Consider the following 17,176-nt stretch of genomic DNA (forward strand, 5'->3'; position numbering starts at 1 on the left):
TACTTAATATCCTTCGTTCTGATACATTCCTTCCGGATTCAATAACCATTCATCATAAGGAATGGGGTAATAGATATCCGTTTCGGTAAAGTTCTGTAAGTTTGATTCGTTATAATCCGCCTGACTCTTGCTGTGCATATAGGTAACTAACTCTGACGGGGTGAAGAAGCGCAGCAAGTCGTACCAACGCTGATTTTCGAACGCTAACTCAATACGGCGTTCGTGCAAAATCGCCAATTTCAGCGTAGGGAATTTAGCACGGTAAGCAGCATCGTTTTGTGCAACACTGTATTCCGGAATTCCGGCACGCTCACGCACCTCATTCAAGTAACTGATTGCCGTATTTTCATCGCCCAACGCTTCGTTTACTTCTGCCAACATCAAGATAACATCGGCATAGCGAAGGATAATCCAGTCGTTGCCGCCATAACCCAATGTTCCGGCAGCTTCGCTTCTATCGCGGAACTTGGTTACATAATAACAGTTCTGTGTTTCTGAATGTCCTACCGACCAGTTCTGGCGCGGGTCAGTCCATCCGAAACCATTCTCTACCGTTTCGTATTCTTTTACCAAATCGGGTGTAACTTTCAGCATCGGTACGCCGCGCGAAGCATAAAGCGAGTTTGTTGTTTCGCCTCCCGGCTGTGTATCGGCAGCGATAGAAGAATGGTAATCCCTGTCGCCCTGACGATACACAATCTGGAACAGAATTTCAGGACAGGTAGATTTATTATTCACATTGAATACGCCGTTAGAATCTTCCGGGTCAAACGAAATTTCACTCAGTCTATCAAAGGTCTTCATGCCATAACACTGTTCCAGATAAGTTTTTGCATTCTCCAGATAGGTCGTACGATTACCGTCGTCAAGTACATGCGCCATTGTAAGATACACTTTACCCAATAATCCTGCCATAGCAGCTTTACTGGCATGTCCCTTTCCGCTTTCAGACTGGTGGTCAGGGAGTGTACTATTCTCTAAACCAAACTTCAAATCATCCACAATCAGATTATAAATATTCGCTTTATCCTCGCGATATGTATGGGCTTCGATTTCGGCAGGTGTTGAAAGATATTCCGTAACAAGCGGTGCATCTCCCCATTTGCGTACGATATCGAAATAAGCCAACGCACGTACAAACCTTGCCTCAGCTATATAGTTATTTCTGCTTGACTCATCATCGAATGTGATTTCTTCAGCTCCCTTGATCGCGAAATTAGAATTGTTTACTGTTTCGAACATTGCATTCCAATGGCTCTGCAAATAAGTATTACTTGCAAGCAATGAGAAATCGGTAAACTGAAACGGCTCACCTGCCGCCGACTGGTTATCCCAACGTCCGGCATTATCCGAACGTTCTTCGGTGTAAGCGGTACTACCCTCTCCCATGCAGCTGCCGGAACGGAGCGCCAAGTAAGCTCCGTTTACCGCACGTTCAACATCGTTTTCGGTTGAAAAGAAGTTTTCTGCAACAATATGGTTGGGGTCATTTTCGGTGAGGAAATCTTCACATGAGGTAAGTGACAAACCTCCGAACACCAACAGTGATGCTAAAAATATATTTGTTTTCATTTTCAATGCTGCTTTTTTAGAATGTTAATTGAATACCCATGTTATAAGCTCTCATCAAAGGATATTTACCATAATCTACTCCCGGAGTCAGATTAGAACCGTCGTTATAGTCCACTTCCGGATTATAACCTTTATATTTGGTAATTGTAAACAGGTTATCTGCCGCTACATACAAACGCAGATTACTGATTACTCCTTTCGACCACTGGCTGATTTTAGGAAGCGAATATCCGATGGTGATATTGGTACAGCGGAAGAACGAACCGTCTTGCAGATAGAAGGTAGACAAACGTGTACTGTTACTCTGAGTTCCACCACGTGACGCTTTGTAAACCCATCCGTTTCCGGGATTTTCAGGACTGCGATAACGCTCGTCAACCACGGCGTACTGGTTACCCGAACCTTCCATATTAAACAGATAATAATCCTGTCCGTCGAGAACCTCGTTTCCGTAAGAACCGTTGAATGAAGCGCTCAAGTCGAGGTCTTTGTAGTTTCCGCTCAGATTAAATCCGTAAGTAAATTTCGGATGAGGGTTTCCTATTACTGTTTTATCGTCATCGTCTACTACACCGTCTCCATTTACATCTTCGAAGTAAAGGTCGCCCGGCTGCAAAGGAACTGATTGAGATAACGAGCGGGGAGGCCCTTGCAATTCATATCCTTCGGGGAAGCTGTTTCCGTTGGCTGCATATACGGCATCATCGGCTGCCAAACCAGCCATATCAGCTTCGCTTACCATACCGGCTACCTTAAATCCGTAAAACATACCGATAGGTTGTCCTTCTTCAGTGATATGTGTCATATACGAACGTTCAGCACCATTGGTTATGATAGAGTTTCCACCTAAATTGAGTACCTTGTTTCGGTTGACTGAAATATTACCGCTAACATTAAGGTTATAGTCTCTACCTGTCAGAATGCGGGCATCTACCTGAAGGTCGAAACCTGTATTGCGGATTTTCGAATCAGGCAGGTTGGTCATCATTGAAGTAGCTCCCGAAATAGCCGAGATCGGTTGTTCGAACAGCAAATCCTGCGTATGGCTCAGATAGTAGTTTCCGGAAATAGAGAGTCGGTTACTGAACAATGACAAGTCGAAACCTACATTGTATTGCGAAGTCGATTCCCATCCGATGGCATTGTCTTTCACACCTCCAGGATACATTGCCGAACCAATGGTTCCGGTACCGAATACCACACCGGTAGGCGAACTCATAAGCGCTGCATACTGGTAGTTACCGATATTATTATTCCCACTCATACCCCAACTTGCACGCAACTTCAGCGCCGAAGTTTCTCCTAAATTATCTTTCCAGAAATCTTCATTGGAAAGAGTCCATGCAGCAGAAACTGAAGGGAAGTATCCCCACCGGTTATCAGGACCGAACAGCGAAGAAGCATCGCCACGGAACGAAGCCGTAATATAGTATTTGTTAGCAAAGTTATAATTTATACGGGCAAAATAAGAGAGCATCGTCCAATTGGATTTATACGTGTTGTTCAATTGGATATTGCTGGGGTCGGCACCATGTCCGGTTACTTCCGTAATGTGGTCGTCTTCATATCCGGTTGCTCTTACCCCCAATACATCCAACATATCTTTCTGAACAGAATAACCCACTACGCTGCTGAAGTTATGTACATCATTCCATGTTTTATTATAGTTCGCGGTAAACTCTACCAGATAATCAGACTGCAACATGGTTCTTGCGATGGCATTGGCTGCTGCTTTTGCTTGGTCGGAATACGGCGGATTTGCACCATCCGACAAGCTCGTAGGACGATAGAACTCATACTTCTCGCTGTATGTATACATTCCTAAGTTCGCCTTCAAGAATAAATTTTCTATCGGTTCGTAAGAGGCAGTAAGATTATATGTATTTCTCACTCCGTTCCGGCGTATTTTGGTTTCGGTGGCAAGCGCTACGGGGTTTTCTATCTGCTGAAAACCATAATCACTCGAATAAGAAGTCATTTCTCCTTTCACCAACTCACCGTTTTCATCATAACAGCGGAAAATAGGAGCATAAATCAACGCACCAAGAATAGGTCCTTGATTGAAACGTCCTTCCTGTACCTCACGGTTCCAGTTTGACGTGCTTGAGAAGTTACCTCCTACCTTAAACTTCGAGCTGATTTCCACATCAAGGTTGGCACGCAAATTCAATCTTTTTTGTCCGGTAGAAAGAATAATACCTTCCTGATTCTGGTACGCTGCACTCACTTCATAACGCACTTTGTCTGTACCTCCGTTAACAGAAACATGATGGCGCTGTGAAACCGCATTGCGGTAAAGCTCATCTTGCCAGTCGGTATCATACTGCGGAGTGATTACTTCTCCTTTCTCAAAATCGTAAAGGAACTCCGGAATCATAGCCGCGCTATTAGCCGATCCGATTCGCTGTGCACGTATGGCATTGGTATCGTGAATATACGAATCATCCCACGCATCGCCCAACAAATTACGATAAGCATTGTTACGTCCCTCTACCACAAGGTCGGCAAACTGAGCAGAATTGAGCAAATCGATTTTCTTGGCAAGCTGATTAACACTTACTTGAAAATTATAGTTTACCGTGGCTTTGCCTTCTTTTCCGCGTTTGGTTGTAATCAGCACGACACCGCCGGCTGCACGCGAACCGTAAATGGCGGCAGAAGCAGCATCTTTCAAGACCTCAATTGATTCGATATCCTCAGGATTAAGCATAAGATCTTCGTTCGAAGGATATCCGTCGATAACATAAAGCGGGTCTGAGCTGGCATTAATAGAAGCAACCCCGCGCACACGTATTTTGGTATTCCCATAAGGCGCTCCGCTCACTTGCGAAATCTGAACGCCCGATACTTTTCCCACCAAACTTTGTCCTACGGTAGGCGTTGTCACGTTCAGTTCGTTAGCCTTCACACTTGAGACAGCCCCCACAAGGTCGGTCTTACGCATGGTCTGATAACCCACCACCACTACTTCATCAAGCGTCTCGCTATCTTCCTTTAATATGATATGCAATTCTTTCCCCCGCTCTGCTTTTATGCTTTGCGAGGCATAGCCGATATACGAAATCTCCAATGTATGACTATCGTCTTGGATTTTCAAACTAAATCTTCCGTCGATGTCGGTTATTGTTCCATTTTGCGTATCCTTCTCAAAAATACTGGCACCAATAATCGCCATTCCACTTTCGTCGGTCACAACTCCTTTTACCACATAATCAAAAGAGTCTGCTGCTTGCATCGGCACGTTGAATACCCATAACAAGCTCAATGTCAGAAGTAATAAATAAACTGTTTTTCTCATACCTTTGTTTCTATTAAACTGCGGCAAAGGTATAAGTGTCTATTTACATCGGAGTTGCAGGATATTTAAATATAAATTTCAATAAAATTACAAAAAGATTTCCTTACAAATCGCGTGAATCCCGTTCATCTCCCGTCTGTTACGGCCTGATGACAAATAAAAAAGGGCAGAACTTGACATGCAAGCCCCACCCTTCAAGATTCAGGATAAAAAAGTATTATTCTACTTCTTTTTCGTTCAGCGTAGCGATGCTGACACGGTTCCAGTCAGGTTCAGAGAACATATTACCTACACCCTGTCCTTCAGCCGTAATGCGGTTGGCGTTAATCTTATACTTATTTATCAGCATATTCTTTACCGCCTCAGCACGCTGTTTTGCAATGCGTTCGTTTACTTCTGCGCTACCTTCCGGAGATGCATACCCTTTGATGGAAACTTTACTTTCCGGATGGTTCTTCATGTAAGTAGCGATGCGTTCTACGTTCGGAATCTGGTCGGAAGCAATCGTTGTACGTCCCTGACGGAAAGTAACCACTGATTCGAGTGACATTGAGTTCAGGTTCTTCACAACCGTTTCAACTTGTTTCGGCGCGTTTTCACAATCAGCCAATGCTCTTTGTAATTGAGCTGCTTTGGCATTGCTTTCATCGAGGGCAGCGTTTTTGGCAGCCACCTCATCACGCAAAGCGTTTATCTTGCAGTTCAATGCACAAACTTCGTCTGCATCATACGGGCGCTGAATTGTCATATAATGCTTACCGTTGCTTCCTGAGAAATGATAAGTAACTCCCGCCAACAGTTCGAGACCGGCTTTGTTAACATTCAGCATGTGAGGTTTATTGCCGTCCATACGGTACACCATAGCAGGTTTAATATTGATTGACCATGCCTTTTCCTCACCCAAGTTAAAATTGAAACTTGCCCCGAAGCGGCTCATCACGTAGCTATGGTCGTCACCGTAACCGGAATTTACGAAATCATGTCCCCAACCGATACCGGCGATTGCTTCTACTTCAAACAAACGCGGTTCGCCGTTATAACCGGCAAATAAGTTATTCAGATTGATTTTTCCATTTGCAGAAAGGCTTAAAGCGTCAAACGCAGTACGGCTCATTGAAGTATTGACAGCCGTCAGTCCTTGAAACGAAATACCCAATACCGGAGTTACCTGCTTGCCTAATTCCAAGCCTGCCACTCCACGCATGTTTTTCCAGAATGCAGCATGAGAAACCGGAGTAACACCTCCGCCATTCACACCTAAATACCAATTATCAAAGAAGGATGTACCTTCATACGCTTTCTGGGCGTTGCCAGAGATTGCTGCAACCAAAAGGATTGCACCTAAAAACATTTTCTTTACCATAATACAAAGTTTAGTTTAGTTAATACATCTATATACCATAAACATAAGCGATAAACGAATCCGCCTTTACCACAAAGCCGGACTTATTCATAGCTTTTTTCTTTAGTCTTTTTTAGTCTCGTTATAGTCCTTAGTTTGTTAAAGCCATCACAAAGATAACGTTTTTTAGTGAATATACAAAAATAATATTAAAAAACCATTCTAAAATAAGTGTTTTTATAACATTGCTTCTGCCAGTCAGTTAAAGCCACTAATGCTTGATATTAATAGTTGTTCCGACAAGCGTTACCCTCGCTAAATTCTTCCCATAGAAAACAAACTTTCTACCCGAACGGTTCGCTGTTTCTACCAATAAAAATGATAAAAACTACCGCATGAGAAAAACAGGATAAAAAAATACGGATTAAACGGTATCACAACAATCGATAACAGCCTATTGTTCAGGACTATACCGAAAATTGTCGCAAAATACCGTTTAATCCGTGTCAGATAAGGGGGGATTGGCTTCTTACTTATTCAAACGCCAAGTAAAACCGTCCTTCGTATCTTTTACTTCAAAGCCCAATGCCGCAAGGTTATCGCGAATCTTATCGCTCGTAGCCCAGTCTTTATTGGCTTTAGCCTGCATACGCTGCTCCAGCAACATGTCGACCACCTTGCTGTAAGCCTCTTCACGAGCTGCATTGTTTTCTGATTCGGCGCGCAAGCCGAGAATATCGAATGCAAACAGACGGAATACTTCTTTCAGTTCTTCCAAATCTTCGGCACTGATAGTGGCTTTCTTGTCGATAACCGTATTAATCATGCGCGTTGCCTCAAACAGATGAGAGATAACAATCGGCGTATTCAAGTCGTCGTTCATGGCTTCATAGCACTTTTCGCGCAGCCCTTTCGGGTTAATGCTTTCGGTAGCTTTGGCAGGCGTGATGCGCTCTAAGTTCTTGATGCCTTCCATCAGTCGTTCCAATCCCTTTTCGGCAGCCTGAAGCGCCTCGTTGCTAAAGTCTACCGTACTGCGGTAATGCGCCTGAAGGATGAAGAAACGAATGGTCATCGGCGAGTAAGGCTGGGTAAGCAGCTTGTTGGAGCCGGTGAAGAACTCTTCGAGCGTAATGAAGTTACCCAATGACTTACCCATTTTCTGTCCGTTGATGGTAATCATGTTATTGTGCATCCAATAGTGTACCATGTCATGCCCCATCGCAGCAACGCTCTGAGCGATTTCGCATTCATGGTGCGGGAATATCAAGTCCATGCCTCCACCGTGGATATCGAAGTTCTCGCCCAGATACTTACGTCCCATAGCCGTACACTCACAGTGCCATCCGGGGAAACCGTTGCTCCACGGCGACGGCCAGCGCATGATGTGTTCAGGCTGCGCCGATTTCCACAGTGCGAAGTCGGCAGGATTGTGTTTCTCTTCCTGTCCGTCCAGCTCGCGAGTGGTGTTAAGCACGTCATCCAGATTACGTCCCGACAACTTTCCGTAATGGTGGTCTTTGTTATATTTCGCTACATCGAAATAAACCGAACCGTGGCTTTCATAAGCATATCCACTGTTCAAGATTTCTTTTACCAGCTGAATCTGTTCGATGATATGCCCCGAAGCATGGGGTTCGATGCTGGGCGGCAATACGTTCAACTCTTCCATCGCCTTGTGGTAACGAATCAAGTAATACTGTACCACCTCCATCGGTTCCAACTGTTCGAGGCGGGCTTTCTTGGCAATCTTGTCTTCACCATCATCGGCATCGTGTTCCAAGTGACCCACATCAGTAATGTTACGCACGTAACGCACCTTGTATCCCAAGTGGTTCAGGTAGCGGAAAAGAATATCAAACGTAATTGCAGGACGGGCATGTCCTAAATGAGCATCGCCGTACACCGTAGGTCCGCATACGTACATGCCTACATGGGGAGCATGAAGCGGAACAAACTCTTCCTTTTTACGGGTCAGCGTATTGTAAATAATCAGTTTATTCTCCATAAGTCAATGTATTATAATGGGCAAAGTTATAATTTTTTTCGCACGCAAAGCCAAAACATGCGGATGAAAACATTTTTTTGCCGTAAAACTTCACCGGAGGCTATCGGTTTGGCAGAATAAAAAAACGGATATGTAACGACAGAAAACCGTCACATATCCGTTGTTCTATCCGCTTAGGGCAGACAAGCTATTTCACTTCCCACGTATCGTTCGTATCCAGCAGTTCGGCAAATGTATGGTATTTCTTTTTCGCCGAAACTTCTTCTATCTGTGCTTCGACGGCCTCATCGTAGGTAGGAGCTTCTACATCTCGAATCACGCCGAGCGCTATCGGGAAATCAGGACCTTCCATCAACGCCAGTTTCAACTGGAGCGTATGGTCTTCGCAGTGTGCATCGTGTACCAAGATGTCTTTCTCCGTCACGCCGTTTTCGCCCAGCTTCACCACTTTCAGTCCGAAGCCTTCCTGCATCAAACCAAATTCGCGATTCGGCCCGAACAGCATCGGTTTGCCATGCTCCAAATAGATGGCGTTCTTCTCACGGTCTTCTTTCTTAGCCACCGCGCTGTGGGTTCCGTCGTTAAAAATCACACAATTCTGCAACACCTCGACTACCGAAGTTCCCTTATGATGTGCCGCAGCTTTCAAAACCTCCACCGAAGGACCTCCGTCTACCGCCGCACAACGGGCAAAGAAACGTCCGCGCGCACCGAAACAAAGCTCTGCCGGACGGAACGGGTCTTCTACCGTACCATAAGGCGATGATTTGCTTACGAAACCACGTGCCGACGTCGGCGAATACTGTCCTTTGGTCAGTCCGTAAATACGGTTGTTCAGCAACACGATATTAATATCTACGTTACGGCGAATGGCATGGATAAAATGGTTTCCGCCGATAGCCAGTCCGTCGCCATCACCCGAAATCTGCCAAATCGTAAGGTCGGGGTTCGCCACTTTTGCCCCGGTAGCAATGGCAGCCGCACGCCCATGAATGGTGTGCATTCCGTACGTATTCATGTAGTAAGGCAAACGCGACGAACAACCGATACCGGAGATAACCGCTATCTCATGAGGCGGCACGCCCAATTCTGCCAATGCCTTGTGGAAAGAATTCAAAAAAGCATGGTCGCCGCAGCCCGGACACCAGCGTGGCTGTCCGGCTTTATAATCAGCAGGGGTATATTTTGTTTCACTCATTTTACTTAGTCCTCCATGATTTTAGTAAAGGCTTCAACCAACTCTTGAACGACAAAAGGCTGACCTTTTACTTGGTTAAACTGATGTAAATGGATACCTTCTACCTTCATACGCAGATAGCCAGCAAGCTGTCCCATATTCTGTTCGGCAACCACTATCTTTTTATACTTCCGCAATACTTCTTCCGTGTTTTTAGGCAACGGATTGATAAAGCGGAAATGAGCCAGTGCAGCTTTCTTTCCTTGCGCATTCAGCGTATCCATTGCCGAATGTAAATGTCCGTAAGTTCCTCCAAACCCTACAATCAGCAAGTCGGCATCCGGATTACCTTCCACTTCCAACGGTGGAATTGAGTCGGCAATCTTCTCCACCTTCTCAGCACGCAGGCGCGTCATCAGGTTGTGGTTTTCGGGTTCGGTAGAAATAGCGCCCGTCTCGTTACTCTTTTCCAAGCCACCGATGCGGTGCATGAATCCCTCCATTCCGGGTTTCGCCCAGTAGCGCACGCCGGTTTCCGGATTACGCAAGAAAGGCGTCCACGTATCTGCCATGTCGGGAGTAACGTAAGGCGGACGGATATCGGGATATTCACTCAAGTCGGGAAGCCGCCATGCTGCCGAGCCGTTTGCAATATAAGCATCGGTCAACAATACAACGGGAGTCATGTGTTCGAGAGCAATCTTACAAGCAGTATAGGCAGCATCAAAACAGTCGGTAGGAGAAGATGCCGCAATAACAGGCATCGGACTTTCTCCGTTACGTCCGTAAAGCACCTGCAACAAGTCGGTCTGCTCCGATTTCGTAGGCAAACCGGTAGAAGGTCCGCCACGCTGTACGTCTACAATCACTAACGGAAGTTCGGTAATGACCGCCAAGTTCATCGCCTCACTCTTCAAACAGATGCCCGGTCCGGAGGTAGTAGTTACCGCCAATGCTCCAGCAAAAGCCGCTCCGACAGCCGATGCACATCCGGCAATCTCGTCTTCACACTGTACGGTTTTCACGCCAAGCGATTTGTGTTTAGCCAGCTCATGCAGGATGTCCGTAGCCGGAGTAATGGGATATGAGCCCAAATACAGTTGCAGTCCGGCTTTTTCGGCAGCCGCCATCAATCCGTAAGCCGTAGCCTTATTTCCATTGATATCCATGTAACGTCCCGGAACCTTCTGTTCTTTGCTCGGAACCACATAACTCATCGAAACCGAAGCGTGAGTATTTTCTCCGAAGTGATAACCGTCGTACAACACCTTTACGTTGGCTTCGGCTATTTCGGGCTTTTTGGCAAATTTCTCTCTCAAAAGTTTCTCGCCTACCGTAATATCTCGATGGAACAGCCAGCACACCAGTCCGAGCGCAAACATATTTTTAGTACGCATAATCGACTTGTTGTCCAGTCCGCTTTCCTTCAGGCTCTCTTTACACATGGTTGTAATTGCAGCCTCAACCACTTCGTTCTTTATGCCCAATTCCGAGAACGGATTTTCAAGAACAAACTGAGCCTTCTCCAGATCACGTTTGGTAAACGAGTCTGTATCTATAATAATAACAGATTGGGGTTTACAGAATTTATACTGTGTTTTTAGCGCAGCAGGATTCATAGCCACCAACACGTCGCACTTATCGCCCGGAGTATAAACCTTTCCCGAACCAATATGCACCTGAAATCCAGAAACTCCGGACAATGAACCTTGCGGTGCGCGGATATCTGCCGGATAATCAGGGAACGTACTGATATCGTTTCCTTCAGTTGCCGAAATATTCGAAAACATATTACCCGCCAACTGCATACCGTCGCCAGAGTCGCCAGAAAAGCGAACAACCACGTCGTCCAGCTCCTTGACAATCATTTCTTCTGCCATATAGAAATCTTTTTAGTTTAAAGTTCACAAAATCAATAGGCACAAAATTGGCGAAGTTCCTTCAAAAAACAAAATAAATCGGTAGTTATTTTATTGAATGACAAACAAAATGAATAAGTTATGAGTTTTTTCCGAATAATAATAGAAAAGTTTACGCAAAAAGCATTACTTTTGCATCTACATTCGATAATTCTCATAAAAACAAAGCGGCTCTGTAGTTCAACGGATAGAACAAGAATTTCCTAAATTTTAGATAGGGGTTCGATTCCCCTCGGAGCTACTTTCAAGTTGCGCTATACATAAAATGGTTTAGACTGATAGCGGGCTTGTTTTAATCCCTTTCCGACTTGGTCAGGAGCGTGAAAAACGCTTGCGGTAGAACCACTCAACGCTACGGGTAGAACCAGTAAACACTACCGCATAAGATGAGCAACACTAACGGTAGCGTTGAATGTATAAAATCAAAGGCTTGTTTTCGGGAACACATTTGTATATTCTCCGAAAACAAGCCTTTGATTTTCTTGTGTGTAACGCTGTGTAAGCCGTCGGGAAGGTTAACCTTTAATGACGCCCAACTCTTTGCCCACCTTGATGAAAGCGGCAATCGCTTTGTCGAGATGTTCGCGCTCGTGGCCGGCAGAAAGCTGTACACGGATGCGTGCCTGTCCTTTCGGTACTACCGGATAGTAGAAGCCTGTTACGTAAATGCCTTCTTCCTGCATACGGGCAGCAAAGTCCTGCGACAGTTTGGCATCGTAAAGCATCACAGCACAAATTGCGCTCTGTGTAGGCTTGATATCGAAGCCGGCAGCTATCATCTTGTCGCGGAAATAAGCTACGTTTTCCATCAACTTGTCATGAAGCGCGTTGCTTTCTTTCAGCATACGGAACATTTCCAAGCTGGCTCCCACGATGGCAGGCGCTACGGAATTGGAGAACAGGTACGGACGTGAACGCTGGCGCAACATGTCGATAATTTCTTTGCGGCCGGTAGTAAAACCACCCATAGCGCCACCAAACGCTTTACCCAATGTTCCGGTAAAGATATCAACTCGCCCATAAACGCCGAATTGTTCTGCCACGCCATGTCCCGTAGGTCCTACAACTCCGGCTGAATGCGATTCGTCAACCATTACCAGTGCATCGTATTTCTCTGCCAACTCGCAAATCTTATCCATCGGAGCCACATTGCCATCCATCGAGAATACGCCGTCCGTAGCAATGATGCGGAAGCGCTGTGCCTGTGCTTCCTGCAAGCAACGTTCCAAATCGGCCATATCAGCGTTTGCATAACGATAGCGTTTCGCCTTGCACAGACGTACGCCATCAATGATAGACGCATGGTTCAGCGCATCCGAAATAATGGCATCCTCGTCGGTAAGCAACGGTTCGAACAAACCGCCGTTTGCATCGAAACAAGCTGCGTAAAGAATTGTATCTTCCGTATGGAAATAATCGGAAATAGCTGCCTCCAACTGTTTATGCAAATCTTGCGTACCACAAATGAAACGAACGGATGACATCCCGTAACCATGTGTATCCATCGCTGCTTTAGCAGCTTCAATCAACCGCTTATTGTCCGATAGCCCCAGATAGTTATTCGCACAGAAATTAAGGACGTCTTCGCCGGCATTAACCTTAATGTCTGCTTTTTGAGGAGTAGTTATCACACGTTCGTTCTTATACAACCCGGCTGCCTGAATATCGGCAAGCTCTTTGGTTAGAAATTCTTTAAATTTACCATACATAATAGTAGTGAATTAAGGTTCTTATTTCAAGTCAAAGATGGGATTTTTTTCTGAAAAAAGAAACAAAGCCAAAAGAAATAACACTTTTTCACGCTATACTTTACGCCAAATTGCTACATTTGCCGCATCTTAATTTAACCATAAACATAAAATGAAAAACATTTTGATAATAGGAGCTACCGGCCAGATAGGTTCGGAGCTTACCATGTTGCTCAGAAAACATTATCAGGGAAATGTAGTAGCCGGTTACATAACCGGTGCGGAACCAAAAGGAGAACTCAAAGATTCAGGTCCGTCAGCTTTGGTTGACATTACCAATCCGCAACAGATAGCAGATGCCGTAGACCAATTCAATATAGATACCATCTATAATTTGGCTGCCATCCTTTCTGCTGTGGCAGAAAAAAAGCCCCAATTAGCTTGGAAAATCGGTTTGGGCGGGTTATACAACACGCTGGAGGTAGCACGCGAAAAACATTGTGCGGTATTTACCCCCAGTTCCATCGGTTCGTTCGGCGGAGGAACTCCCAAAGATAAGACTCCACAAGATACGATTCAACGCCCCAAAACCATGTATGGCGTGACCAAAGTAGCCGGCGAATTGCTGAGTGATTATTATTTCACTCGCTTCGGAGTAGATACCCGCTCGGTAAGATTTCCGGGATTGATTTCATACGTCACTCCTCCGGGCGGAGGAACAACCGACTACGCTGTGGATATTTATTACGCTGCCGCAAAAAAAGAAAAGTTTATCTGCCCGATAGCTCAGGGTACCTACATGGACATGATGTACATGCCCGATGCACTGCGTGCCGCCATCGAAATCATGGAAGCCAATCCGGATAAACTCATCCACCGTAATTCGTTCAACATTGCTTCGATGAGCTTTGAGCCTGACACGATCTACAAAAAGATTAAAGAATACCGTCCTGATTTTGAGATGGAGTATCAAGTAGACCCGTTGCGCCAAGCCATTGCCGAATCATGGCCGAATTCGCTGGACGATACCTGTGCACGAGAGGAATGGGGATGGTTGCCGAAATATGATCTTGATGCCATGACGCGCGACATGCTGGAGAAACTGGAAAAGCGGTTCGGATAACTTTTTCTAACCATATATATAATTTGCCGCATGGATTAATCAATTCCATGCGGCAAAATTATATCCTCAAAAGGATTGCAGACCGATTTGTAATACCCATCAATATTACTCTACCCGCGTTACGTTCGCCCCTAAATACGAACGCTTCATACCACCAAAATCAATTACTATCTTCTGAATTATCATGCCGGGGTCGGCGCACAGCAGTTTAAACGTATGTTTACCGGGACGGCCAATATTTACGGTCATCATACTTACAGCACTATTACGGAAAACATTCAGTCTCCACTGGCTTGAATATTCTTTTGCCGAGGTTGTCAACCATTGTACCATACCATCGTCTACCATAATTCCGAAACGTGTGTCGTGTTTCGAATCAATCGGGAATACGGGCAACGCATAGACATATACCGTAGCCCTGCCTCCGTTAAAAGTATAAAAATCGTATTCGGCTCTCGGAGTTCGGTCGGTAAACCACATTTCCTGTACTGCCTGTGTAGCTTCACCTAACTGTACGCAAGTATTTTCATATCCTAAGCCCTTTACAGTACGAATCTTGATTTCGTTAGGCTCTTTTTTCCGATGAAATGCTCCGGCATTTATTGATATGCATCCGTTATCTTCCACATAAAGTCCTTTCAACTCTTCGCGTGTGGGAGACTGTGGATTAAAGACCGGCAAATAAACTTTCTCAATCTTATCTCCTGAAGTTATTTCAATTTCTCCGGTTATACGCTCTCCTTTCGGGACGTTCTGCCAATCGACAGACACACCGATACGCTCCTGCAAGGCTGTTTGTCCGGAATGTTTGTTCAACTTTATCCATGAGGCTTTCGGCGTTGCCTTCCATACAAAAGACTGGCTCCCCCTGTTATATAACTCGATAAACAAATCTTTGTTTATGTATGGGTTTACCGTGGGAAGTACATTTACACTCGATACTCCTACCGTACAGTCTTGTCCCGGAATGAATACTTGCATATCCGCATCTTGGGCAGCTGCACACGTATCTACGGGCGGCATTTTTTGATACTCTCCCATCCATCCGGGCGAAACTGCCATCATGTGATTCCATTTACCATCCAGCAAAGAGTTATACCAGTCGGTATAATACGTCAGGCTATCGTGATAGATTTTGGCTTGCTCGGCACACTCATTTGTAGCTGCACGCCGCTGCCGGGCGTACCAACGGCTTTTTTGTGCCGTAAGCATTTTCTTATTCATCAAATCGGCCCCTTTCACCGGATAATAAACCAGTTCATAAAAAGCGGCCTGATAAGCTTCGGGCAGTGCGTGTAACATCTTTTGAGCTTTGGCAGCAATCCGGTCATACTCTTTCATACGGTTCTCTGCCTCGTTGTAATTGACGAACGAAAAATCCGTATCAACCACTCGCTCTCGGTCGCGATAATTATTCCACACATATCCCCATCCCATTGCTTCGGGCTTATGCTGGAATCCCAATAAATAATAAGTGTCAATTATATCTTTTAAATCGTTCCGATATTGTTCGCCGAAGATAGAGGTCAGATAGTCTGTATTAAACTCATAAGCCGTATCTATATTAAACCGATTTACATCCCAAGCCATATCCATGAAGAACTTCATACCCAGTTCACCCGGTTTAATATCGCCCACATTCAACAACCAGTAACGCTTAGCTCCCGTATCATACGCTTTGCGCATTTCTTCATAAATCAAAGTAGGAGGCGTAGTGTTCAGCCACAAATAATCATGAGGTTCTCCACAATACGAAATATGATAATATACCCCTGCTTCTCCTTTACGCTTCTGCTCCTCTTTGTTGCTCAACCGCTTCATGTATCCCCAATTATCATCAGGCCAAACCAGTGTTACGTATTCAGGCACTTTCAACCCTCGTTCGTAGATATCCATTACTTCTTTATAAGGAACGAACAGTTGCGGAATCGAATCAATATTTTCGGGAATATGTTTCGACAATATCTCCCGCTGGTCTTTTATAACTTCTTCTACTACGCTTACTTCCTTATCTTTAGGAACTCCAACCAATCCGGCATCATGAATACCCCGCATCGCTAATGTATAGAAGTTCTCATACTTCCCGTTTTCAGCAATCCGCTTGTCAAGCTGTTTGTTGATTCCCGCTTTGTTTGTCATGTAATTCCATTCGCCCATTGTTTCCTTATGCCATTCTGAAACGTTATTAAAGAGCAAAGGCTCGCAATGGGAAGAGGTCATAACAATCGCGTAACTGTCTGCCACGATTTTATTTTCAGGATATTTGTTAAACGCTCCCGACCCCGGATGCATTGCCGGAGCCAGCATATTCGCCTTCATGCGTAACAACAATTCGCAGATTTTGGCATACGTTTTAGGACCGATGTCTCCCAATTCCCGATCGAATGTTTTCGCAGCCCACGGGGTAATTCCCCAACCTTCATCGTTTATAAATATCCCCCTATATTTTACACTCGGTGCTTTCGACACATACCGTAAGGCTCCTACGTATAGAGCCTTTTGCTGCTTTACCGGGACATCTGCCCACCAATATAAGGGAGACACTCCAATCGCCTCGGACAAGGCGAACGTCCCATAGGCTGTTCCGCGACGGTCGCACCCGGCAATCACTAAGGCACGAGACACATCTTTTGCCGGATTATCCACAGTCTGAATCAAGTATTGTTCCCAACCATTCCGAATCGTTGCAATGTCCAGCTTGCCCTGCTCCACCAATTCATCAATAAAACGATTATGCCCCAGCGTACCAATGACCATGACCGCTTTGCCTTCAGGAGTTCTTTTTGAGTCAACCCTATTCCGGTGTCCGGTCACTCGCTCCACATCTTCGGCAAAGAGCGAAGACACTTTTTTTACGACTTCGAAATCGGAAGAATCAATATAAATATCACACGCCTTTCCTCCCACACATAAAGGGAAATCGGACGAATCTTGTTCCCGGTCGTTCACTCGTATTTGAGCGCACACGGATATACCACAGAGAAGGAACAATACAACAAACAGTTTTTTCATGATAATATAGAATTAAGTTACGTTTTTACTTATGCCT

9 protein-coding genes and 1 tRNA gene are annotated in these 17,176 nt (G+C 45.1%); 2 read left to right on the forward strand and 8 right to left on the reverse strand.

Annotation, left to right across the window (positions count from 1 at the left end; translation table 11 throughout):
• Positions 1-3: 3 nt before the first annotated feature.
• From M3085_RS09515 to M3085_RS09540, 6 genes are all read right to left on the reverse strand, one after another.
• Positions 4-1,572, reverse strand: coding sequence for a RagB/SusD family nutrient uptake outer membrane protein (locus tag M3085_RS09515; protein WP_204499435.1), 1,569 nt, complete (start codon positions 1,570-1,572; stop codon positions 4-6).
• 16 nt (positions 1,573-1,588) lie between these two features.
• The gene (locus M3085_RS09520) at positions 1,589-4,870 is read right to left on the reverse strand and encodes a SusC/RagA family TonB-linked outer membrane protein (RefSeq protein ID WP_249052877.1); all 3,282 of its coding nucleotides are present in this window, start codon (positions 4,868-4,870) and stop codon (positions 1,589-1,591) included.
• A gap of 217 nt (positions 4,871-5,087) precedes the next feature.
• Positions 5,088-6,233, reverse strand: coding sequence for an OmpA family protein (locus M3085_RS09525; protein ID WP_204499433.1), 1,146 nt, complete (start codon positions 6,231-6,233; stop codon positions 5,088-5,090).
• A gap of 508 nt (positions 6,234-6,741) precedes the next feature.
• Positions 6,742-8,220 (reverse strand): cysteine--tRNA ligase, encoded by a 1,479-nt coding sequence (gene cysS / locus M3085_RS09530; protein WP_249052878.1) that lies wholly within the window; start codon positions 8,218-8,220, stop codon positions 6,742-6,744.
• Between the two features lie 187 nt (positions 8,221-8,407).
• A complete protein-coding gene (locus tag M3085_RS09535; protein ID WP_178255936.1) occupies positions 8,408-9,418 on the reverse strand; it encodes a 2-oxoacid:ferredoxin oxidoreductase subunit beta in 1,011 nt (336 codons plus the stop codon).
• A gap of 5 nt (positions 9,419-9,423) precedes the next feature.
• Positions 9,424-11,277, reverse strand: coding sequence for a 2-oxoacid:acceptor oxidoreductase subunit alpha (locus tag M3085_RS09540; protein ID WP_178255935.1), 1,854 nt, complete (start codon positions 11,275-11,277; stop codon positions 9,424-9,426).
• 208 nt (positions 11,278-11,485) lie between these two features.
• Between M3085_RS09540 and M3085_RS09545 the strand changes: the two genes are divergently transcribed.
• A tRNA-Arg gene (locus M3085_RS09545) sits at positions 11,486-11,557 on the forward strand.
• A gap of 274 nt (positions 11,558-11,831) precedes the next feature.
• On the opposite strand, the gene kbl is transcribed toward M3085_RS09545, so the two are convergent.
• Positions 11,832-13,025, reverse strand: a complete 1,194-nt coding sequence (gene kbl, locus M3085_RS09550) for a glycine C-acetyltransferase (protein ID WP_178256494.1) — start codon at positions 13,023-13,025, stop codon at positions 11,832-11,834.
• Between the two features lie 151 nt (positions 13,026-13,176).
• Between kbl and M3085_RS09555 the strand changes: the two genes are divergently transcribed.
• Positions 13,177-14,127 carry an NAD-dependent epimerase/dehydratase family protein gene (locus M3085_RS09555; RefSeq protein ID WP_178256495.1) on the forward strand — a complete coding sequence of 317 codons (951 nt, stop codon included), beginning with the start codon at positions 13,177-13,179 and terminating at the stop codon, positions 14,125-14,127.
• A gap of 105 nt (positions 14,128-14,232) precedes the next feature.
• Here the strand turns inward: M3085_RS09555 and M3085_RS09560 are convergent, their stop codons facing one another.
• Positions 14,233-17,139 (reverse strand): glycosyl hydrolase 115 family protein, encoded by a 2,907-nt coding sequence (locus M3085_RS09560; RefSeq protein WP_249052879.1) that lies wholly within the window; start codon positions 17,137-17,139, stop codon positions 14,233-14,235.
• Positions 17,140-17,176: the final 37 nt, after the last annotated feature.

This window comes from Bacteroides caecicola (genome assembly GCF_023337095.1).
Classification (GTDB): Bacteria; Bacteroidota; Bacteroidia; order Bacteroidales; family Bacteroidaceae; genus Phocaeicola; species Phocaeicola gallinarum.